The following is a 24,171-nucleotide window of genomic DNA, read 5'->3' on the forward strand; positions in this document are numbered from 1 at the left end:
GCTAATACTCCAATGTATCGATATCCTGCGGATGCTCATTGATCGTCATGCTCTTAACTGTAGCATCGCGCATATGAATCACGCGATCTGCAATAGGAGCTAGCGCACCATTGTGGGTCACGATAATCACCGTCGCTCCTTTTCGACGAGACATGTCTTGGAGAATCTTCAAGACTTGCTTCCCCGTCTGGTAATCCAAGGCACCAGTCGGTTCATCACAGAGGAGAATTTTAGGATTTTTGGCTACAGCGCGTGCAATGGAGACTCGCTGTTGCTCCCCTCCAGAAAGCTGGGCTGGAAAATTATTGAGGCGATGAGCCAAACCTACATCTGTCAAGACCTGCTCAGGTTCTAAGGCATCTGTCACGATTTCTGAAGCCAGTTCCACATTTTCCTTGGCTGTCAGATTGGAAACTAGATTATAAAACTGAAAAACAAAACCTACATCTTCACGACGATAGTTTGTTCTCTGGTGCGAACTATAGTTGGCAATATTGGCACCATCGATCCAAATCTCCCCCTCATCATTGGTATCCATACCTCCTAGGAGATTGAGAACGGTTGATTTTCCAGCACCTGAAGCACCAAGGATAATAACCAGCTCCCCCTTTTCAATTTCAAAATTCACATCATGATTAGCCACAATCTCCGTATCCCCAACCTGATAACGCTTGTAGCTGTGTTTCATTTCAATATAAGCCATATCGTTTATCTCCTTTTCAAAGCTCGTTTCCTTAAATCAACAAGGTGTTGATTCTAAATCACAAATATTATATAATGGGCTAAGTCAAAAAGCAATAATCAAAAATCAACAAAGTGTTGATTTAAGAAAAAGGAAGAGAAATGGTTCAGAAACGAAAAACTACTACTAAGGAAGACATCAAGGAAGCTTTGATTCAGTTGCTATCAGAGGAGAAATTTGAAAATATATCAATTAGTAAACTCTGTAAACGCGCAGGGATTAATAGGGGAACTTTCTATCTACACTATGAAGACAAATATCAAATGATTGACAGTTTTAAAAGTGAAATTATTTCCCAGCTCTACATTTTTTTAGAAAAAGAAAGAGAATCGCCTAGAAAGTTTATGTTAGCCAACTTCTATATATTACGTTCGAACGAACGCCTTATTAACGCCTTGTCCCAAAGTCATTACATAGACTTTCGTGGTGCAATTCGTGAATTTCTAAGTAGCATTATTCTAACTGAAAATCAAAAAGAAAAGACTCGTCATTTCTTATCTGAAAACTTCCAAATTCCTCACAAATACGCTTTGGAAATCTTCTTATCAAGTATTGAAGGAATTATTTCTCTTTGGATTGCTGGGGGAGCTCAAGAAGAACCGGAAGAAATCACGGATATAATCTTATCAACCTATAACTACGAACACTGGAGCTACGAATCAAAAGAAGATTAATTCATACAACTTACTATTTCATAAGCTATATCCTCTCATTTTATACTTTTTCAATTAGCTAAATTGCCTTTTTTTAAACTTAGATACAAAAAAGCCTAGGAACCCTAGGCTTTCTGTTTATAGATTATTTTCCAAGGTAGTATTCAGAAACTACATTCAATTTTTCGTCGAATTCGAATACCAATGGTGGGAAGTTAGGGATTTCCACATCCATGATTTCGTCATCTGACAAGCGTTTGATGTGTTTTACAAGGGCACGGATTGAGTTGCCGTGAGCTCCTACGAATACGTTTTTACCATCTTTAAGTGCTGGAGCAATTTTGTCTTCCCAGAATGGAAGGGCACGTTCCAAAGTCACTTTCAAGTTTTCAGCATCTGGGATAACTGAGTCGTCAAGTGAAGCGTAACGACGGTCAGTGTGTGCTGAATGCTCATCATCACGATCCATGTTTGGAGGCAATACATCGTATGAACGACGCCAGATGTGAACTTGCTCATCACCAAATTGTTCCGCAGCTTCAGCCTTGTTTTTACCAGTCAAACCACCGTAGTGACGTTCGTTCAAGCGCCATGATTTTTCAACTGGAACCCACAATTGGTCAGAAGCTTCAAGAGCCAAGTTTGTTGTTTTGATTGCACGTTTCAATACTGAAGTGTAAGCTTGGTCAAATTCGATACCAGCTTCTTTGATCAATTTACCAGCGTCAATCGCTTGTTGTGTTCCTTTTTCAGACAAATCAACATCAGCCCAACCAGTGAAAAGGTTAGCTTTGTTCCATTCAGACTCACCGTGGCGAGCAAAAACCAATTTTACCATTAGATGGATTCTCCTTTTATTTTTCGAGGTTTCCCTCGTTTATCTATTCTATTTTACACAATTTTTCACAAAAAAGCTAGTTAAAATCAACTAAAAAGAGAGAACAGTGTCCTCTCATCTAGTTATTATTAATTCGCGATATTCAATCAAGAAACGATTGCAATTATTTTTTATTTAAAGCATCAATTATACGATCAGTATTCTTAGTTACATTAGTATCATTGTAACGATTATGAATTAGACCTTCAATTGTTTCTTTGCAATTTTCAAGATTAGCTTTTTCAAATACTACCACACTGACAACATGTGTTCCACCAGAAGTAAGATGCAAAACTAGTAGAGTTTGAAAAGCACTTAGTACTGTTAATACACCATAAGCAGCTAATATCAAACCTCCGATAAATGAGTTTTGAATCATTAGATAATTCATTAAATGAAAAAACAACCCTCCAACGGATTGTTTCACTAGACTTTCAGACAAGGCCACGAACTTCTTTCAAAAATTTAGCAAAAGAAACAGCACCTTTAATGATTAGAAATCCTCCTATCCACTCAGTCGCTGAAAGAAATCCCAGCACGCCACCAATGATAAATAGAATAGAAGGCAGCTTTCGAAGTTGTTGATCTTCTTCAAAATAGATTAACATAAAGGTCCCTAATGCAATCATTAAAATCTTAAAAAATGTCAGGAGCAAGGAAAAGGCAACCGTTACGACCAACATCTTTGAAGGATCTTTATAGATGATGGCACCAGTATAGGATAGCAAAAATCGTAGGACAGGTCCCAAAAGCAAGGTTATGCCTGCCACCATGCCCAGTCTCCAATTGAGTCGAACCAATCTATCTCTCTCCATAAAAACCTCCTTCTCTCGTAGCTATCATTCTACCATATTTGCTCCAGAAACAAAAGACCTTCTCCGTCACAAACAAATCGCCTACCTGCTTTCAGACATCCGAACATAAAAAGAGAAGATCTGTCGATCCTCCCTTTTCATTTTCCAACCCTTATTTCTTAAAAATAGAGGTTCTGAAGTCGTTTGTTTGGTCAAGATAAGCTTTAAAGATTGCTCTCTTCAACTTATGAACGGCACTATCATACTCTGGATTATAGTTGCTCCAACGAGGACTTACAGCATCCTTGAGAACAGCTTGATCCATGAGGGCTTGCAATTCACTCACTTGATTGATGGTCTTGGTCCCATAGCTTGGCCATGGTTTTGTCGGATCTTTAAAGGTCACTTGTTTCAAGTTTTCAAACTGATCCACACGTTCTTTATACATGGCTTTCTTAAAGGCAGCCCAAGATGCATACTTGCCTTCAAATACCTTGTCCAATACAAGTTTATCGGTCACCAATCCTCGTTCTTTCCCATAGAGATTGATAGTTTGACCTTTTTGTTTGGCAGCTTCTTCGTATTGATTTGAGATATAAGGTACCATTCCATCCTTAAAGCCTTTGGCAGCCAAAAGTTCGTAAGCAATCCTACGCCCCATAAGGTCCCCTGGCGTGCCTTTCTCACTGCTGAGAGCTGAAAAGATTGGGGCAAAGAGTTTAATGGTATAGTAGCCATTTCGTTCATAGTCGCCAGTCTGGTACTCACGAGCTGATAAGATGTTGTGGTCAATCAAACTTTCAAAACTATTCAAGTTTTGGGCCTCTGCTTCTGTCAATTCTTTGACTACGTTAGTGGCGTAAACCTCATTTCCATCTGCTGGATCTTTCACATACTTGTTCTCAATTTTTCTGAGAGCCGCCATTTTCTGGTAAACATTCAGTTTGTTGACGATTGATTGTCCTTCGAGATATTCCAACATGTAGATGAGGTCAAACATGTTGTGGACATAGCTCTGAAGATCTGATGCGTTTTGGAATCTCTCTGTCGGATCCAAGACTTGCAGACGGGAGCCCTCTGCACTATCTGATTTTGAGTGTCTCAAGATAGAATTGATGGTAATGGTTGCGTCACTTGGTTGGTCAGGGGCTTGCAATAAACCTTTTGCAAAGAACTCTGGTCCCAAGCCACTTCTTCGACCATAGCCGCCAAGGTAGATATCCTGATCGGAATCATGGGTCATTTCATGGGTATATGTAATGGCGCCATCCTTGTCCAACATACGGTAAGACATATAGTAGACGCCATCACCTGTTGCGTAGGCTCCATGCTGGTTGTGAACTACCTTATTGCCAACTGGTCCAAAGAAGTTTTTCATGGCTGGATTGGAACTATCAAACTTAGCCTCCAATGTAGCTTTTCCTGAGGTTGTGTCATCACCAAATTTATAGGCATCATAAAGCAAGATGGTACGATAGAGTTTTTCACGTCCCTCATTATCTAAAATGCGATACCAATAATCGTAGTGATCTCGCTGACGTTTGGCTGTTTCACGCGCATTTTCTTCAACAAAGTCATTGAGAGCCTTGCCCGCTTTATGGTCACTATTTCGGTAGCGATCATAGGCTCCAAATCCTAGACTAGACATGGTCGAGATGACAAATACTGATTTCTCTGGCAAGGTTAGGAGAGGCAAGACCATATTGCGGTATTTCCATGTGGCACTCGTGATGCGGTCATAAACACCGACAGAGTACTTGGTGCCAGCTAATCCTTGCTTCGCTTTCACCTCTTCGATAGTGGATTTTTCTTCAACGATGTAAGCCTTAGTCTCTGATTTAAACCAGTCATTGTTGCTTGTGGTTGGTAGAAAGACTTTTCGGTAATTTTCTAGCGTGCTAAATAAATCTGTTGTTCCATGCTGGTTGGCAAGACTGATACCATAAGTATCGACATTATTCTTAGCTAGAAGATTGTTAAAGCCAGATTTACCTAACTCAATAAGAGTGTCCAGTGGTGAAGCATTTCCCTTACCAAAGAAGTCCAGATGGTACAGAACCAGGTCTTTGACGTTTACTTGACCATAGCTGAAGTTGTACCAACGTTCCAGATAGGTCAAGCCAAGTAGCAAGGCTTCCTTGTTGCGTTTGATTTTATCTACAAGATAACCCTTGGTGACTGGGTTAGCACCGGCAAGTCCAGCATCAGCTGACAAGAGTTTTTTCAAACTGTCTTCCAAATGTTGTTTTGTTTTGGCGAACTGGTCTTCTAGATAGAGCTCAGTCTGCTCGACTTTTGGAGAAATACCGAGTGTCTTTCTGATGGCTTCTGAATGATAGTCAATCTTTTGTAAGTCAGGTAAGACTTGCTTGATGATGGAAGATTGGTCATACAGGAATTGGTTTGGCGTATAGAGAAGTCCAGTATCGCCTAGACTATATTCTGCTAATTTGGCGAAATCATCCTGGTACTTGAGATTAAGCTTCTCAGAAGAATGGTCCTTGTAGTGAAGCAAGAGTTTGTTTGCAGTCTCTTTGTTGGAAACAATGTCTGTGATGACTTGGTTATCCTTCATCATAACTGCTGACAAGAGTTCTTTTTGATATAACAGACTGTTCTCATTGACCAGATTTCCGTATTTGACGATGGTTGCCTTGTTGTAGAAAGGTAGCAATTTTTCAATGTTCTTATAAGCCAAGGCGCGCTTAGCTTGATAATGGGCTACCTTAGAAAAATCACTGTCTTTCTTGCCACTTGTTGAGAGGGGTTCCACTGTTGGTAGAGTGAGAGGATTGATGGCTGCTTTCTTGCTTTCAATCTGGGAAGCATCTAGCATTGTTCCTCTTTCTTCAAAGGATTCCTTGCTGACGACCTCATCCTTGACTAAGGTGACATTGTAGACTCTGTTTGCCTTGCTGCTGAATGTGTCCTTCACCTTCATTCCATTATAGTGGTAACCGGTAATGGCATTTCCGTTGGTTACATTGACATCACTGAGAACATTGGTCAATCTTCCAGCATGCTGTTCCTCATTAGTTTTTCGATCCCACAAATAGCCTGCTACTCCCGCGACTCTACCAAAGTGCTTGGCATTGTTAATATCGCCTTCAGCATAGCTATCTTGGATTTGTGCATCCTGATCTACTAGACCTGCAAGACCAGCCACTGTCTGATCTGAACTATTTGTGTTGGATGAAATGGCTACTGTCGCTTTTGACTTAGTAAGTAAAGCCTTGTCACCTGTCAAATGACCGACCAGACCACCGATATTATAGGCAGCAGTCGTCTCATACGTGTTGATAATTCTTCCCTTGAAACTGCTCTCTGTGATGCTTGATTGCTCAGCCTTTGCCAGCAAACCACCGATACCACGTTCACCGGCGAGAACACCATCAACGTGAACTTGCTGAATCTTTGTGCCATTCTGAGCTTCATAGGACAATGCACCGATATCATCTTTCCCTGAAATGGAGACATTTTTCAGACTCAATTTTTCTACTGTGGCACTACTCAAAGTTTCAAACAGTGGTTTTTTCAAGTTGTAAATAGCATACTGCTTGCCATCTTTTTCACCGATCAACTGACCAGTAAAGGTACCCTTGATGTAGGATTTAGCTTCAGGCTCTAACTCCACTTCGTTGGCATTCAAACTAGCTGCTAAATGATAGGTTCCAGAGAGATTCTGGTTGATAGCTTTGACTAGGTTGCTAAAGGAAGTAAAGGTTGTCGTTTCCTCTCTAGCCTTCTTAGCTAGGTAGAAGGTGAAATTATCAACATATTTATTTTCTAGCTCTTGCTGGAGTTTCTCAGCCTTGGCTGTGATTTTATAAACTGGCTGCCCATTTTTTATTTCTGCCGTTATTGAAGCGACTGGTAAATAGACATCTTTAAATGACGAGGATTTAACCTTGACAAAGTAAGTGTCTGGATTACTTGGGACACCGTCTAAAGAAACGTGTTGTTTGTAAGTACCATTGGTCTGACTATACAACTCCAGATCCGAAACATTTCTTAGCTCAAGCGTCTTCTCTGGGTCTTTTTCTTTTGGTTTTTCTGTCGGAGTTTCCGGTTTTACTTGCTCGGTATTGCCAGTATATTCTGGAAGAGGAGCGACTTGTTCCGGTTCAACGATGGCTCCTGCTTGCTCACCTTTATATTCTGGTAAGGAAGATTGAGTCTCAGGTTCCACTATCGCACCTGATTGAGTATCTGTATATTCTGGTTTTTCAGCTATCTCAGGGTCAACAATCGCTCCTGCTTGAGTTCCTGTATATTCTGGTGTTGGTGGCACCTGTTCAGGCTCTACGATTGCTCCTGACTGCTCGCCTGTATAGGCTGGTTTGTCAGTCGTTTCTGGTTCCACCAAAGCCCCAGACTGGACACCCCCAACCTCTGGCTCAACTTGTTCTGGCTCGACGATAGCACCAGCTTGGGTTCCCTGATACTCAGGTAGCGGAGCGACTTGTTCGGGTTCAACAACTGCTCCAGCTTGGGTGCCTGTATATTCTGGTTTTTCAGCTGTCTCTGGGGCTACAACCGCTCCCGCTTGCTCGCCTGTATATTCTGGTAATGGAGCCTGAGTCTCAGGCTCTCCTTTTCTTGCAGACTGAGGTGCTTCACTTGCAGCTACTGCCTTCTTAGTCCCTTTCTCTACTATACGTGGCAAGGCTTCTTCTACCTTAGTTGAGAGAACTTCCCTAGAAATTTCTTGGTTTTCAACCGTGAAAATGCGAACAAGTTCAATCTTCTTCCCAGCACGACCTTCTTGTTTGACATGGATGGTTCCCTCTGCTAGATCTGGATTTTCCTGCACCACTTCTGAAACATCTAGTTTGGTTACAATCTCTTGGTCTTTGTATAAGAGCTCTGGTTTGTTCACGCGACCAGCCAAGACTTCGTCTTGAGGATCTACACTAGCAATACCAGACGGCTTTTTATTAGATAAATCTTGAGAAGGGATTGTCTTGTCTGCAGGGCTTGTTGAAGACGGAGCTTTCTGCTCATCTCCTGCCTTTTGTCCACCTTCGTTGGCTTGGAAATGAGGTTGAACTGTATAGTCAAGTTTCTGATCCCTAGCAGCAGTTTCTTGCTGATTAATCTCTTTGTCTTGCTTAATATAGCCTAGATAAGTATAACCTGATAAGGCACGTGGCAAAGGCAGACTATCTCCTTGGGATAATTGGTATTCCTGATTGTACTGGAGCAAAAGTTGATTTTCAATAGCCTGAACTGAAGAAGCCAAACCACTGCCCATCCCTGTTACCAAAATCACATTCAAGAGGGCTTTCTTTTTGCCTTTCTTTTTCGATACGACAAAAATAAGAAGGCCAATTGAAGCTAGGGCTCCACCAGTTAAAACACTAGTAAGGCTATTCTGCCCACCTGTATTGGGCAACTGACCTAGTTGGGCTTTCTCATCCATACGGTAGACTAGATAATAGGTGCTCTCACTATCTTCCGCAATCTTCGGAATATCCTTGACAATCAAGTCCTTCTCTTGCCCACTCAGCTCCGTATCCGTCACATATTTGTAGTGAACAGCTACATTTTCTTGAGCAAATACGGTTCCACTACTCGCAATGGACACAAAAAATAGGCTTGAAATCGAAGCTGACACAAGTCCAATTGCTAATTTTCGTAAGGAGAAACGATGCTGCTTCTCTCCAAAAAACTTTTTCATTTTAAATCCTCTCAACTTTTACCTTCTATCAAGAAAATAACTAGCATTATATTTTGATATAGGTATTTCACATCCACCATTATACTATAAAAATACTTCCTTGTCTCCAATAAATGCTTTAGATTTCACGAATGTCAAAGCTTATTTATCTTGTAAAATTTATCCGTCGTTGATGACAAAAAAAGAAGGCTAAGCGCCTTCTCTTATTTGAAAATATTCCTAACAAAAAGTCATTATTCTTGAATCTCGAACTTTTTCAAAAGTCCAAAATAGAGGGATCCACCAATGATTGTCAGAATTCCTCCTACCCAGCCCAAGAATGGGATCAATCCAACAGAACCACCCACGATAAACAAAACAGACGGTGCAGGGGTCACACGCTCATCGTCCTTGTAATAGACAATAGACACAATTCCTAAAACCAAGACAGCAATTTTTACCAATGCCAAAATGATTGAAAAAATCGTCAATATACCAACTGTTGCATCAGAGTCCTCCGTCGCTGCAGCAGCCCCGACAGCTATCATAAACATAACAAGAGGTGCCAACAGCAAGACGATACCTGAAATAAGACCAAAAATCGCATTTACGCGAGCAAGTGCTTTTGTTTTCATCCGAATCTCCTTAAAAAAATTTTACAACTATCATTTTATCATATTTTCATGAAAAACAAAAGAAATTTCGAAACGAGTATACTAGATGATGAATGTTTTCCAATTTCTCTCCAGATATTTAGAGTAAGAAATATGTCCTGTATCAATTTATTTGTAAATTCATTCGTTTTTGTACTAAGCAAGCCATTCACCTAAAAAAGAAGATCACTTGGATCTTCTTTTTTCGTGTCTATCTTTCAAAGATGGACTGTCTGAAGTCGTCTGTGGCACGTAGATAAGCGTTGAAAATACGATACTTGAGTTGGGCGACACTGCTCTTAGAGCTGTCTGATAAGGCACGATCAATGTTCTTAGCTGAGGCATCCGCTAGTACTGCTAAGTACATATAATCTTGTAATTCCTCATAAGAAGAAATCGTAATTTGTCGTTTGCTATCTAGTTTTCCTGCTTCAAACTCGATAGTGATAGGGCGAAGGAAGTTTTGAGCCTTGTTGTATCGCTCATTCAACATGGCTTTCTTCAAATCCTTCCATGATTCATACTGGCTACCATAGAGATTTTTGAAAACCAAATCATCTCCAACTACTCCGACATCTCCTCTGTTCCAGATTGAGTAGGTCTTATGACCTTCTTTAAGCGCTTGGCCAGCGTATTGGCCAGATACATATGGGACAAATCCTTGTTGGTAACCCTTGTCTCCGAGCAATTCATAAGCTCTACGGCGGAACATAAGTCCCCCAGGTGCACCAGTTGGATTGTCCAGAGCTGCATAGAAGGAAGCAAACATATTGATGACATAGTAGCCATTTCGTCCAAAGTTAGCTCTATCCCAACCATCGCGACGACCAATGATATTATGATCAACCAAATCATCAACAGATTTTAGTTTGGCTGCTTCTTCGGCAGTTATAGGGACAATTCGATCATCAGCGTGAGCTTGTTTACCATAAGAAGTTTTTTCAAAGTTATAATTTTCAGCCTTACGGTACCATTTCATTTTCTGTTGATCAGTTAGAACTCCAGTAACAATATCCCCTTCTACATAATCCAGAAGGTTCAGTACGTCAAAAACTCCATGCATGTAGTCGCGAAGAGCATCTGCTGAGGAGAATCGAGCAACAGGATCATAGGTATGGTAACGTGTGGTCGAATCTTTATCTCCTTGATAGAAGCTATTAAGTACGAGACCTTTTTCGCTAACATTGGTTACAGACTCTAACATCCCTGTAGCAAAACTCTCAGGTCCTTCACCCTCACGACGACCATGTCCTTCAAAATAGATAGAACCATCCGAGTTGTGGGTCATTTCATGGGTATAGACCATGGTTCCAGAAGCTCCCAGCATCTGGTCATAGACATAGAAGACTTCATAACCATTTGCAAAGGCTCCTAGTCCATTGTCTCCGTGATACTTGCCAGCAGGGCCAAAGAAATTATACATAGCAACAGAGGTCTTATCATTACGAGGAGCCCAATATTGCTGGCCTTTATCATTATAAAGAAAGAAACCGTCTGTAACGATCACCCGTCTGAATAGAGTGTCTTTCCTGTTTGGACTTAAAATGTTGTACCACATGTCATAGTGGTTTCGTTGCCATTCAGCTGATTGATCCACAAGTTTTTCAACGTGTCGATGGAGTTCCTCGCCTGAGAGAACTCTACCACCTTCTTTCCTGTAGCCTCCAAAGCTACCAAAGGCAATAGTCGACATATTGCTGATGATATAGACATCTCTTTCAGGTAAGGTCAGAAGTTGGAGGACCATTTGCTTGAAGCCCCAATCTCCCTGAGTCAGTCTGTCGTAGACCTTGATTGTATACTTACTCTTACGATCTGCATTGTCTTGCTTAGCCTGAATTTCTGGCAGACTTGAACGAGCTTCTACGATATAAGCCTTAGTATTTTCCTTGAACCACTCACTGTTGGTTTTATTTGGCAAGAAGAGTTCACGCAGACTTTCTAAGTAAGCAAAGAGGTCTCCTTTGCCTTTTTCCTTGGCTAGGGATTGTCGGTAAGCATTGAAGTTGTTTTGCGCTCGAAGATTGCCCATTCCAGAGTTCCCGAGAGCGATGATAGTATCCAGTGTCGAAGCTGCTTGATTGCCAAAGAAATCAAACTTATAGGCACTAAGATCTTTGGTATTGAACGTTCCATAGTTGACATTGTACCATCGGTTGAGATAGGTCAGACCAAGCATGAAGGCCTCTTTGTTCTGCAGAATTTTTTGGCTAATCGCATCCGCTACGGCAGGGCCTAGGGTGTTGATCGACTTGTCAACTGAAAGTACCTTGAGGAGCTCCTGACCTAGTTCAGCTTTGATTTGTTCAAAGGCTTTTTCCAGATAAAGATCATCTAAGGAAGCTGTTTCACCAATCCCTAATACTTTACGCACTGCAGCCGAGTCATAGGTCACAGATTTGAGTTCATCCAAGACACTCTCTTTAATAGACTGGTAGTCAGATAGGAAGACTTCTGGCGTATAGAGCAAATTCTTATCAGCGATGCTATATTCAGCAATCTGGCCATTGGCAAAATCACCCTTGTAGGTCAGATCAAGATAAGCGATCGTCTTATCTGCATAATGCAGCATCAGTCTATTGATTTCACCCTTATGGCTGTTGACATCTGTTATCAGTGTCTCATCTTTCATCGGAACCACATCTAGCAGGGCTACTTTGTTGAGTTTATCATCTTCAGCTAATTGGTTAGCTGTATGAACGATGAAGTCTTTGTTGTAGAATGGTAATAGTTTTTCTACATTTTCGTAGGCTTGCTTTCTGGACTCCTGAGCTCCCCTCACTCGACTATAGTCTGTTTGATGCTGGTAAGCTTGCTGCAATGGCTCTTGGTCCGTCAAGTTCGAAGTGATTCTAAAGGACTGACGTTTGGCTTGCGCATCGGCCTCTGAAATAGAACGGACAAAACGCTCATCTTTTCGATTTGCTGTAGTTCCTTCAAGAACATAAGAGTCCCGAACAGAAGCCTCAGGATAGGGATCTCCTGTCATCGCATGACCATTTTGAACCTTGACACTGGTCAAGACATTTCGGACCTGTCCATTGTTCCAAGTAGACCCGATTGCTCCACCGACTTGGCCAGAATGACCTCCATTCTGGATAGAACCACTCACATAAGAAGTTTCTAATCTAGCTCCATTTTGCAAGCGACCAATCAAGCCTCCAACACGCTGGTCTCCGTTTCTACCCGTTACTTGGATAGATACATCTGCCTGACTCTTCTGCGCCAGTGATTGGTTGCCGTGGAAATTACCGACCAGGCCACCAATATTGTACTCCTGCCCTCCATCTTGGGTGCTGGTGATGGATCCTTTAAAGGCAACATTGGTTAGTTTTGTGTTTTGGGCAACTCCTACGAGTCCACCGATATGCTTGTTCCCAGATAGACTACCACTTACAGAAACATCCGTAATCGTTGCGTTCTGAGCGTTGCTAGCCAAGGCCCCTATAGAATCCTTGCCTGTAACTGCAGTCGATTTCAAGGTCAGTTGCTGGATGGTGGCATTTTTCAAGGTTGCAAAGAGTGGTTTTGCCAAGTTGTAGATGGTATAATCTTTGCCATCCACTCGGCTAGTTAGGCTACCTGAAAATTCTTCTGGTACATAGCTTGTCGCAGACTGTTCCAACTGGAGTTCATCTGCTGAAACATCCGCTCCTAATGTGAAGTTTCCAGTCGGGTTTGACTTCATGGCCTCTACGAGCGCTTTGAAGGACGTATAGACACCTTCTTGACTAAGAGGCGTTTTCGGCAGTTCAAAAGAGTAATCTGGACGATAATGATCCCCTTCTCCCTCGACGAGCTGATTAGCTGATACCGTTACGGAATAGGCATTGCCCTTATCTGTAATCTTAGTAACAGGTAAGAGCATATCCTTGAACTTGTCTGACTGAATGCGGACATAGTAGTTGTCCAAATCAGACGGCACTTCCGACAGGGATAGGTAACGTCGGTAGCGACTACCATCTTTACCGTACAGTTCGATACGATCAATATCTTTGATTTCAACCTTCTTATAATCTAGCTGAACTGGACGTTGATCCTCTATACTAGTTTGTTCCCCTTGACCCAGGTCATATTTCATGACAGTTTTGAGGGTATAAGGAGTATAGTAGTCCAAGTCATCAAGCGTCAATTTTTGAGTGAGATCCACAAGGTCGACTTCCTTAATTAACGTTTCACCCTTGTATAGCTGCACTTTGGCTGATTGATAGCTAGCTGTAGCATCCGTCAAGTGATAGCTAAGAGAAACTTGGCGTTTGTCTTCTTCCTTCTCGACACGGACTAGAGAGAGGGTTGGTTTTCTCTTGACACCATCCAGAGCTTGACGAGCGGCCTCGAGATCCGTCCGAACTTGATCGACCAAGGCTTGATTGGCGAAAGGATTGTCCAAAACGAGCTTGGCCTGATCTAGAGCACGGCGATAGCGGAGTTTGGTTTGTTCATCAGCATACTGGTAAGCAACTGTAGACTGAGTCACATCCTTCATGTCAAATTCAACTCCAAGAGTTTTCTTATCAACAGGTTGGCCGTCTAAATTATTCTTAGCAGTTTCAAGGGCTTTTTTCAAAGAATCAACCTGTTCTTGACTAGCATGAGATGCCTCAAAGAGAGCTTGGGCATTTGCGACTGCCTGTTTATAAGACTCTTGATCTGCAGTGGTATCATTGAAATACTGATGCGTTTTCTGAATGCTATCGGCCTCCTCCACTAATTGGTGTAAGGGTTCGAGGTCGAGAGTTCCTTTTTCTGGTTCCACAGGAGCGTGATCCACATTTGTAGAAATTGGTTTTGTACCGACTTTGATAATCTGAGGAACTGCTTCTTTTGTGATAGTGTTAGAGATTTCCTCTGTATTTTCGACTTTTCCATCTACTAAATACTGACGAGTCACAATCGTACGGACACCATCTTGACCAGCTTGGCTAACTTCCCTTTGCCCCAAAGGCAGGTCTGCACTTTCCACTTCCTTAGTTGGATAGGGTTCGGCCACTGTTGTGGTAACGTCCTTTTCTTCAACGTTTAAGCTTGGAACTTCATTTACAGGAGCGTCTGTTGGTTTCTCGCTAACAGGAGCTGTTCCGACCGTTACGATCTCTGAGACCGCTGGAGTCGTCACTTCGTTGGAGATTTCCTGGCTTCTCTCTACTTTGCCATCTACTATGTACTGACGGGTGACAATCGTACGGACGCCATCTTGACCAGCTTGGGTTATCTTGGTCTGGCCAACTGGTAAGCTATCACTCTCTACTCGTTCTCGAGTGTAGGGTTCTGCTACCGTCGTAGTAACATCCTTTTCCTCAACCTCTAGACTTGGAACTTCATTTACAGGAGCGTCTGTTGGTTTCTCGCTAACAGGGCCTGTTCCAACTGTTACGATTTCTGAGACCGCTGGAGTCGTCACTTCGTTAGAGAGTTCCTGGCTTCTCTCTACTTTTCCATCTACCATGTACTGACGGGTGACGATTGTACGCACGCCATCTTGACCAGCTTGAGTTATCTTGATTTGGCCAACTGGCAAGCTATCACTCTCTACTCGTTCTCGAGTGTAGGGTTCAGCCACTGTTGTGGTAACATCTTTTTCTTCAACGTTTAAGCTTGGAACTTCATTTATTGGAGCGTCTGTTGGTTTCTCGCTAACGGACTCCCCTGGGCTTGGTTTTGTAGGAGAAGGGATCTTGCTTCCGACTTTTCTAATCTCAGAAGTCGGCTCAGTCGTTACCTGATTGGAAACCTCCTCTGTATGGATCACCTGACCATTTAAAAAGTAGCTGCGGGTCACGATGGTACGACTACCATTTTTCCCTGCCTGAATCACCTCAGTTTGACCTTGCGGCAAATCATCCGCCTCTACTTCCACCACTTGGAAAGGAATAATCTCTGTACGACTGGTATCTTTACTATCAACCTTTAACTCTGGTTGTTCAAATACAGGAGCATCACTTGGTTTCTGAGAACGATACTCTTCCTGCGCTTGGCTTCCGTTCGAAGTTTGGACTGGAGTATCAATAGGAGCCGAATGATTCAACTCTTTCTTGCCATCAACTGGAGAGTTTACTTCTTTTTGAGATTTCAAATACCCTACATATTGGTAGCCTTCAATCGTAAGTGGGGATTGCAATGTTTCCCCGACCTGTACAGTCAATTCCTGATTATAGTCTGCCAGCATTTGATTTGTCAAAGCCAAGGAAGTTGGCGCAATCAGCTGACTTCCTAGACTGGTCAAAAGCATGAATGAAGCAAGTTTCTTGCGATCATCTCTGCCCAGTTTAATCGCTACGACCAGTAGCACAATGCCTGCCCCTGCTGCAATTGAGCTAATGAGTTGGCTGTGACCAGTTGCAGGCAGCTGTCTCGTCGGACGATAAATCAAATAGTAAGTATCATCTGTTTCCTCAGCAAACTGTGGCAATTCTTTGACTACCAATTGCTTTTCTTGGTCCGTGAGCTCACTTTCTGTCACATACTTATAGTGAATCTGTTTTGTGACGGATGGCGTCTGTTCACTGGCTGCTACACTTGCAAGAGAACCTCCTCCACTAAAAAGGTAGAAAACCCCTACCAAAGCAGAAACTAAACCAACCGAAACTTTTCTCAATGAAAAACGTTGGTGCTTTTCTCCTAAATAACTTCTTTTCATTTCTAATCTTTCCTTCATCATGATTTGAATCCCCTCTATTCTACCGAAATTTACTAGATTATTCAATTTATTTGCTATAAATAATAGCCACAAAAAACTGCTAATCTTTTCAGTTCATTTACGCTGTCAAAATCCTTATCTTATCAGGTCTTGAATGCACAAACAAGATCATGGAGAAACCACAGAAAAATTCCTAGGTAGCCTTAAACCTAGGAATTTTCAAATTTTAATCAAACAGAATCGTTTCCTTATTTCTTGAAAATAGACTGTCTGAAGTCGTCTGTCTCACGAAGATAAGCATTGTAAATCTTCTTCTTGAGCAGGTTAACCCAGCTAGCTTCGACACGGCTAGTAGCATTGGTAATGTTGCGTACATCCTCTGCCACGGCTGCGTCCATCAACTGCTGCATCTCTGCATAAGAACGAATGGTTACTTTCTTGGTACTGTTTGGATTTTTAAGCTCGTACTCAATGGTGATTGGCTTCAGCTTGGTCAGCTGATCAATTCGCTCCTTGTACATGGCCTTCTTGAAGGCTGCCCAAGAGGTGTATTCACCTTTAAATACATTTTCCAAGACTTTCTGGTCAGTCACGAGACCAACATCTCTTCCAGACCATCCGTCCCACGTTTTCTTCCCTTCATCAAAGGCTTCCTGAGAGTACTGACCAGAAACATAAGGGACAAATCCTTCATGGTAGCCTTTGGCTGCCAGTAATTCATAGGCTGTGCGACGGAACATAACGTCACCTGGCGCTCCATTTGGATTGCTCAAGGCTGAGTAAATTGGTGAGAAGAGGCTGAGACTGAGGTAGCCATTTCGACCATATTTCCCACTTTCCTTATTCTCCCGACGAGTGATCACATCATTTTCAATGAGAGAGTTAAAGGTCTTTAATTGCTTGATTTCTTCAGCAGTGAAGCTTCTCGTCTGGTTACCAGCATGAGTCTCCTTACCATACTTATCTGTAATATAGTAATTCTCCATCTTTCTGAACCACTGAAGTTTCGCATCATCACTCTGCTTCAGCATAGAGGTACCTTCTAGATAATCCAAGGTGTAGATCATGTCAAACATACCATGGACATAGTGTTGAAGGTCTGCTGCATTTTGAACACGTTCCTTGAAATTATAGGTATGCATACGTGTCTTAGAATCCTTGTCCACCTTGAAGAGAGTATTGAGCGTAATAGTTGGTTCATCTGGGCTTGGCGAAGACTGCAAGAGTCCGCGAGCATAGAGTTCCGCACCTAGTCCCTCACGACGACCATATCCTTCAAAGTAAATAGCACCGTCAGAGTTATGGGTCATCTCATGCGTGTAAACTGAGTTACCATAGTCTTCCAACAATTTAGCAGCATCAAAGTGGGTTACACTACCCGTAGCATAGGCATTATAGCCCTTGCTTGGATACCACTTGCCAGCAGGTCCGAAGAACTCCTGCATAGCTAGAGATTTTTTATCATTAGCTGGAGCCCAATATTTTTGACCATTCTTGTCAACCAATGAGAATCCGTCATAAACCAGAACAGAACGGAAGAGCTTGTCCTTGCTTTCTGGACTCAGAATCTTATACCAGAAATCATAGTGGTCGCGCTGGTATTCAGCTGTTTTTCTCACTCTGTCTTCAACATATTCAATTAGTTCTGCGTCTGTTCGCACCCTGTTATTGGCATCCAGGCGGTAGCGATCATAAGCTCCCATGGAGATGGTAGACATATTGGAGATAGCATAGACACCTTTCTCTGTCATGGTCAAGAGTGGCAGGAGCATGCCCTTGTGTTCCCAATTATCTGCAGTAATCTTATCATAAACACCGACAGAGTACTTGCTCTTGCCCTCAGCTGCGTCCTGAAGCTGTCTCGCTTCTGCTACATCGGACTTAGCCTCAACGATGTAGGCTTTTGTATTGGTCTTGAGCCATTCATTATTGGTCTTGTATGGCAGGAAGAGCTGACGGTAGCCTTCAAGGTAATTGAAGAGTCCTCGCTTGCCAGTTGCTTCAGAGAGCGAATTATCATATGCTGTATAGTTGTTCTTAGCCTTGAGATTCTCAAGTCCTGATTTCCCTAAAGCAATGATTGTATCAAGAACCGAAACGTCATTTTTACCGTAGAAATCCATCTTGTAAGCCGATAGGTCCTTAACATTAAAGTTGTCATAGTTGATATTATACCAACGGTTAAGGTAAGTCAGACCCAATAGGAAAGCTTCTTTATCAGCAAGAATCTTCTTAACAAGATAATCCTTAACTACTTCACCTTCAGTATTGATAGCCTTATCCATAGCTAGCACTTTGCGAAGCTCACCTGATAGCTTGCTTTTCACTTGCGTAAATGCAGTATCTAAGTATAGTTCATCCAAAGAAGTATCTGCTGCTACTCCGAGAGCTGTTCGCATAGCTGGCGAATCAAGAACGACCTTATTCAGCTCTGGCAACACTTGATTTAGAATGCTAGTATAATCTGATACAAAGGCTTCTGGAGTATAAAGAAGGTCTAATCCCTTCATCCTATACTCAGCAATGCCTCGATTTACGAAATCTCCCTGATAAGATATTTCTAGGTAGTCAATAGTATTGTCCATGTAGTGAAGCATCAAACGATTGATTGCTGTTTTATTGCTATGGATATCAGTGATAATCTGGTCACCCTTCATCGGAACAACATCCAGTAGGTACTCCTTATTCAACTTATGCTCTTTCGGAATCTTGTTCGCAAACGAAACAATGGTTTCTTTATTGTAGAAAGGAAGCAGTTTCTCCATATTTGCATAAGAATATCCACGGTCGAATTGAGCATTGTTTACTTCACCATAGTCGACAAAACGCATATTTAGATTCGTGTCATCTAGGCTAGTCGTGATGTTCATAGCAGTCAGTTTTTCTTCCATTTCTTCTTGAGTAATGGTAGAAGTAACAAACTGATCGTTTTTCAAGGTTTCACTCTTGGCAACTTTATAGGCTTGCGTAATGCGGTCGTTTTTGTAGCCCTGATCTCCAGAAATACTGTAAACGTTTGTACCGCTAACATTGCTGATCACATTATCAACTAAACCATTAAAGTAGTTCGAGCCGACCACTCCACCGATTTGACCGTTAGTGGTTGAATTATATACTTTTCCTGTCACATAAGATTTGGTGATTCGAGCATTATTTTCTAGACGTCCAACCAAACCACCGATACGTTGTTCATTTGATCGAGCTCCACTAATAATCGTTACATCTGCTTTACTTTGGCTAAGAAGAGATTCTCCTCCTTTAAGGCTTGCAACCAAACCACCTACATTATAAGCTTTGATGTGTTGACTGTTAGATAGGATAGTCCCCGTAAAGGAACTATTTGTAATCTTCGTATTGGTTCCATTAACTACAAGACCCGCTACGTTAGAAGCGTTGCCTACTACCGATACTCTTCCCTGAACAGAAACATCTGTGATTCGCGCATTCTCCGCATTGCGTGCAAGTGCTGCTGAGTCATAGGTACCCACGATATTCACATCTTTAAAGTCGATATTGGAAATGGTAGACCCACTCTTGAGGTTTTCAAATAAAGGCTTGGCTAGATTGTAAATCGCATATTGCTTGCCATTTTGACTACCCGTCAGACTGCCGGTGAAGTTCCCTTTGAGATAGACATAGTCCGCAGGAGCTAGGTTGACCTCGCTCGCATCCAAATCAGCTCCCAGAACATAATTTCCTGCCATATTTCGCTTCATAGCGTCTACCAATCCAGCAAAGCTAGTATAGACATTTTGCTGACTAGGGACTGCCTTACTGATGTAGAAGTCGTGCCCAGACTTGTAGCCCGCTTCACTTTCTTGGACGAGTTCAGGAAGGGTTACATTAAGCTTATAGACGGCCTTGCCATCTTTCTCTGCTTCAGAAATGCTATGAACTGGTAGGAGAATTTCCTTGGATTCGCTTGATTTGATCTTAACGAAGTAGGTAGACAGATCCGTAGGCATGGAGCTCATCGATACAAAGCGCTTGTATTGGTCGTTTTCTTTATGATAAAACTCAACGGAATCAATATCACGGAAGGCAATCTTCTTGTATTCTAACTCAAAGTTACGACTGTCTGTTTCAAACTCAGTAAAGCTGCCATTATCCAGTTCATAAGTCAACTTGGTTTTCAAAGTATAGCCTGTATAGTAGTCTAGGTCACCAATTTTCAAGCTGCCAGCAAAGTTGGTAATTGGAAGAGTGCGAATCAGCTGATCTCCCTGGTACAATTCTGCAGTCGCTGAGCGGAAGGACTGGGTCTGGTCTTCCAATCTATATTGGACCGTCACCGACTTATCATCAACATTCTCAGTCAGACTTAGAATGGAAACAGTCGGCTTGACTTTAGGCACTCCATTTAGAGCTTCTTTGGCTGCTGTCAGGCTAGCAAGAACTTGATTGACCTGTACTTGTGTAGCTGTTTGATTGTTCAGCACTCCTTCTGCCTTGGTTAATTCGTCAGTATAAGCTGTCTGCTTTTCTGAATCCGCATTCTTATATTTAACCGAAGTTTTAACCGTTGGATTTAAATCGTACTCAGTCTGAAGAGCTGTTTTAACAACTTCAAGACCACTTAATTGAGCCTTGGCTTGATTGATTTGTTCCACCAGTTGGTTGACTTCTGCTTGGCTGGCTTGGGATTGGCTCAGAATCGCTTGACCAGCCGTCAAAGCAGCATCATAGTTAGCTTGATGACTCTGACTATCGTTGAAATAACGGGCCTGTGCTTTAATCTGATCCGCTTCTGCCAAGAGATTATGCAGTGAAATTAAATCGAACTCCTCTAAAGCGTCTGCTTTCGGTGCATCACTTGGTACCATAGTTGGCTTAGCCGTTCCGACTTTGACAATTTGCGTTACAGGAGCCAAGGTTTCTTCATTAGACAATTCTTGACGGTCAACAACTTGATCGTTAGAGCTGTAAACACGAGTCTTGATGGTCCGCTCACCTTGAACACCCGGAGTTGTGATTTGACGAGCATCTTGAACTAGCTCATCGGTATATTGCTCCTCAATGTTGAAGGCTATTTTCTCTACACGAGTTTCGTCGGTATAAGTTAGTGGATACTCTGGCAAAGCCTCTGCTTTCGGTGGGTCGTTCGGTACCATGGTTGGTTTAGCCGTGCCGACTTTGACAATTTGTGTTACTGGAGCTAGAGTTTCCTCGTTAGACAACTCTTGACGGTCGACCACTTGGCCATTAGAACTGTAGACACGGGTCTTAATGGTACGTTCGCCTTGGACTCCTGGAGTTGTTATTTGACGGGCATCTTGAACAAGCTCATCCGTTTCTTCTTCACGAATTGTGAAGTTAATTTTCTCAACCCGAGTTTCGTCGGTATAAGTTAGCGGATACTCTGGCAGAGCGTCTGCTTTCGGTACATCGCTTGGTACCATGCTTGGTTTAGCAGTTCCGACTTTGACAATCTGTGTTACGGGCGCCAAAGTTTCCTCATTAGACAACTCTTGGCGGTCAACCTCTTGCCCGTTGGAACTGTAGACACGGGTCTTAATCGTGCGCTCACCCTCAACTCCTGGAGTTGTGATTTGGCGGGCATCTCGAATAAGCTCATCGGTATATTGCTCCTCGATGTTGAAGGCTATTTTCTCAACGCGAATTTCGTCAGTATATGTCAACGGATACTCTGGTAGAGCGTCTGTTTTCGGTGCATCGCTTGGTACCATGCTTGGTTTAGCAGTTCCGACTTTGACAATCTGTGTTACGGGAGCCAAGGTTTCTTCATTCGAAAGTTCTTGGCGGTCAACAACTTGACCATTGGAACTGTAGACACGGGTCTTGATCGTGCGCTCTCCCTCAACACCTGGTGTTGTGATCTGGCGGGCATCTTGGACCAATTCATCCGTAGTCTGCTCTTCAATGTTGAAGGCTATTTTCTCTACACGAGTTTCGTCGGTATAAGTCAACGGATACTCTGGCAGTGCGTCTGCTTTCGGTGGATCGTTCGGTACCATGTTTGGCTTAGCCGTGCCGACCTTGACGATTTGTGTTACGGGAGCTAGAGTTTCCTCGTTGGACAACTCTTGGCGGTCAACCTCTTGACCGTTAGAACTGTAGACACGAGTCTTAATCGTGCGCTCACCCTCAACACCCGGAGTCTCGATTTGACGAGCATCTCGAACAAGCTCATCCGTATATTGCTCCTCGATATTGAACGCAATTTTCTCTACGCGAATTTCGTCGGTATAAGTCAGCGGATACTCTGGTAAAGCCTCTGCTTTCGGTGCTTCATTCGGTACCATAGTTGGCTTAGCCGTACCAACTTTGACGATTTGTGTTATCGAAGCCAAGGTTTCTTCATTCGAAAGTTCTTGACGGTCGATTTCCTGACCGTTAGAACTGTAGACACGAGTCTTAATCGTGCGCTCTCCCTCAACACCTGGAGTTGTGATTTGATGACTTCCTTCTGGAATCTCATCTGTATATTGCTCGTCAATAGAAAAATCAATCTTTTCTATTCTAACCTCATCATTTGTAGTCAATTCCAACTCAGAATTCTCATGAATAGGAGCTGTATCAGGATTTGTCCCATATTCCGTCAGTTCTGGAATCTCTTGAACTGGAGCTGTATCAGAACTGGTGCCATACTCTGCCAATTCTGGAACTTCGTGAACTGGAGATGTCTCGGGACTGGTGCCATATTCTGTCAATTCTGGTGCTTCATGAACTGACGCTGTTTCTGGAGTTGTACCATATTCTGACAATTCTGGAACTTCGTGAACTGGCGCTGTTTCAGGAGTTGTACCATATTCTGACAATTCCGGAACTTCGTGAACTGGAGTTTCTTTTGGTATCGACTTAGTTGGAGCTGTTCCAACTAAAATAATTTCAGAAACAGGTTCAAGCGTCACTTGATCAGAAATCATTTCGCTTTTTACGATTTCTTGATTCTCATGATAATGACGAGTCACCACTGTACGTTGACCTCGAACACCTGATTGTATGACTTTTGATTGCCCTTGAGACAATTCATCGGAATATTGGTATTTTGTCTGATAAGGAAGTTCTTGAACTGACTCCTGCTCACTAATTTTTAGTTCTGGCAAGTCATAAACGGTGCTTAGACGAGCAGACTCTCTCTCCTTAGCAGCTATAGCTTCTCTTTCTCCCTCAGTTAAAGCATCACCCTTATCCGAAACAATCTCTTTCATATCAGGATTTGTTTCACTCGGCTTAAGTTCACTTCCCTTCTCTTTCTCTAAATCAAGTGTCAGATTTTCCTTCAGAGCAGAATGAGCTAAATGACTATCATTTTGTTCTTCATTCTTTAGATAACCGATATAGTCGTAACCGTCAATTTTCAATGGCGCTGGAAGTGCATCTCCAAGACCCAAGTTAAGACTTTGATTATATGCCACAAGTTCGATATTCGTCACTGCTAAGACTGTTGGAGATAGCAGTATGGATCCCATTCCAGTTACCAACAAGATCGAAGATAAATACCTCTTCCCATTTCTGCCTCTAACAACTACAAGCACTAGTAATGCAAGACCCATCGCTGTAAAAGTTGATTCCCAAAGGCCGGAGTGACCTGTCTTAGGTAATACTCCAGACGAATCCCCTTGAGTAGTCGGACGATAAACTAAGTAATAGGTCTCTGAAGCATTCTCAACATGCTTTGGAATCTCCCTGATCAAGGCACTCTTCTCTGCCTCCGTCAATTCAGACTCCACTACGTAGTGGTATTTGACCTGAGCAGACTGCTGACTTTGAATTTCTGCTGCCTTTACAGAAGTCAAGTCCCCAGTTATTTGCCCACTCAAAAAGAAGCTTCCAATAGTCGCCGAAACGAGCCCAACGGACAACTTCCGGAAAGAAAAGCGCTGTCGTTTTTCTCCATAAAACTGATGTGTCATTCTAAAGATTTCCTTTTCAATATATTATTCAATCCTTTCTATTCTACCTGATTTCACTTGATTATTCAAATTATTTGTCGCGATTTTTAGAAGTAACACATGCTTTTTAAAAGTACCAAAAAACGACTCCTCTTTTTAAAAAATCTCAAAAATCAATTTAAAACGAACTCCAAAATTATTAGATTTCCCCCCTTTGTCCTAAACTTTTTCCAACAAAAAAGAGAGAAATAACTTTCTCTCTTTTACATTTTTATCTCATCTTAAACTATGAGACAACTT

9 protein-coding genes are annotated in these 24,171 nt (G+C 42.3%); 1 reads left to right on the forward strand and 8 read right to left on the reverse strand.

Translation table 11 applies throughout. The annotated features are described in order from the left end of the window. Position 1: 1 nt before the first annotated feature. On the reverse strand, positions 2-703 hold the full coding sequence (locus GMD3S_RS0205875; protein ID WP_000323378.1) for an ABC transporter ATP-binding protein: 702 nt from the start codon (positions 701-703) through the stop codon (positions 2-4). 140 nt (positions 704-843) lie between these two features. On the opposite strand from GMD3S_RS0205875, the gene GMD3S_RS0205880 reads away from it, so the two are divergent. Next, positions 844-1,416 (forward strand): TetR/AcrR family transcriptional regulator, encoded by a 573-nt coding sequence (locus GMD3S_RS0205880; RefSeq protein ID WP_000250301.1) that lies wholly within the window; start codon positions 844-846, stop codon positions 1,414-1,416. A gap of 124 nt (positions 1,417-1,540) precedes the next feature. Here GMD3S_RS0205880 and GMD3S_RS0205885 read toward each other — a convergent pair whose 3' ends face one another. The 7 genes from GMD3S_RS0205885 to GMD3S_RS0205915 form a co-directional block, all read right to left on the reverse strand. Then, complete coding sequence (locus tag GMD3S_RS0205885) at positions 1,541-2,233, reverse strand: phosphoglycerate mutase (protein ID WP_000240130.1); 693 nt, start codon at positions 2,231-2,233, stop codon at positions 1,541-1,543. Positions 2,234-2,396: 163 nt separating this feature from the next. Continuing rightward, entirely contained in the window at positions 2,397-2,714 is a 318-nt protein-coding gene (locus tag GMD3S_RS0205890; RefSeq protein WP_227743431.1) for a hypothetical protein, read from the reverse strand. Next, positions 2,707-3,087: a hypothetical protein gene (locus tag GMD3S_RS0205895; RefSeq protein WP_000439020.1), complete on the reverse strand. Its 381-nt coding sequence runs from the start codon at positions 3,085-3,087 to the stop codon at positions 2,707-2,709. The genes GMD3S_RS0205890 and GMD3S_RS0205895 overlap by 8 nt, the downstream gene beginning before the upstream one ends. A gap of 151 nt (positions 3,088-3,238) precedes the next feature. Then, positions 3,239-8,746, reverse strand: coding sequence for a ZmpA/ZmpB/ZmpC family metallo-endopeptidase (locus tag GMD3S_RS0205900; protein WP_000713082.1), 5,508 nt, complete (start codon positions 8,744-8,746; stop codon positions 3,239-3,241). Between the two features lie 233 nt (positions 8,747-8,979). After that, positions 8,980-9,360 carry a hypothetical protein gene (locus GMD3S_RS0205905; RefSeq protein ID WP_000849881.1) on the reverse strand — a complete coding sequence of 127 codons (381 nt, stop codon included), beginning with the start codon at positions 9,358-9,360 and terminating at the stop codon, positions 8,980-8,982. Positions 9,361-9,589: 229 nt separating this feature from the next. Continuing rightward, complete coding sequence (locus GMD3S_RS0205910) at positions 9,590-16,015, reverse strand: ZmpA/ZmpB/ZmpC family metallo-endopeptidase (protein WP_237739125.1); 6,426 nt, start codon at positions 16,013-16,015, stop codon at positions 9,590-9,592. 248 nt (positions 16,016-16,263) lie between these two features. Next, positions 16,264-23,892, reverse strand: a complete 7,629-nt coding sequence (locus tag GMD3S_RS0205915; protein WP_000149614.1) for a ZmpA/ZmpB/ZmpC family metallo-endopeptidase — start codon at positions 23,890-23,892, stop codon at positions 16,264-16,266. Between the last annotated feature and the right edge of the window lie 279 nt (positions 23,893-24,171).

Origin of the sequence: Streptococcus sp. GMD3S, from assembly GCF_000298695.2 — a bacterium.
Taxonomy (GTDB): domain Bacteria; phylum Bacillota; class Bacilli; order Lactobacillales; family Streptococcaceae; genus Streptococcus.

What these genes read in the sequence shown, in the direction of transcription:
- GMD3S_RS0205910 (WP_237739125.1), bottom strand. Translation starts at nt 16,015, where the DNA reads ATGAAAAGAAGTTATTTAGGAGAAAAGCACCAACGTTTTTCATTGAGA.
- GMD3S_RS0205915 (WP_000149614.1), bottom strand. Translation starts at nt 23,892, where the DNA reads ATGACACATCAGTTTTATGGAGAAAAACGACAGCGCTTTTCTTTCCGG.
- GMD3S_RS0205905 (WP_000849881.1), bottom strand. Translation starts at nt 9,360, where the DNA reads ATGAAAACAAAAGCACTTGCTCGCGTAAATGCGATTTTTGGTCTTATT.
- GMD3S_RS0205885 (WP_000240130.1), bottom strand. Translation starts at nt 2,233, where the DNA reads ATGGTAAAATTGGTTTTTGCTCGCCACGGTGAGTCTGAATGGAACAAA.
- GMD3S_RS0205880 (WP_000250301.1), top strand. Translation starts at nt 844, where the DNA reads ATGGTTCAGAAACGAAAAACTACTACTAAGGAAGACATCAAGGAAGCT.
- GMD3S_RS0205875 (WP_000323378.1), bottom strand. Translation starts at nt 703, where the DNA reads ATGGCTTATATTGAAATGAAACACAGCTACAAGCGTTATCAGGTTGGG.
- GMD3S_RS0205895 (WP_000439020.1), bottom strand. Translation starts at nt 3,087, where the DNA reads ATGGAGAGAGATAGATTGGTTCGACTCAATTGGAGACTGGGCATGGTG.
- GMD3S_RS0205900 (WP_000713082.1), bottom strand. Translation starts at nt 8,746, where the DNA reads ATGAAAAAGTTTTTTGGAGAGAAGCAGCATCGTTTCTCCTTACGAAAA.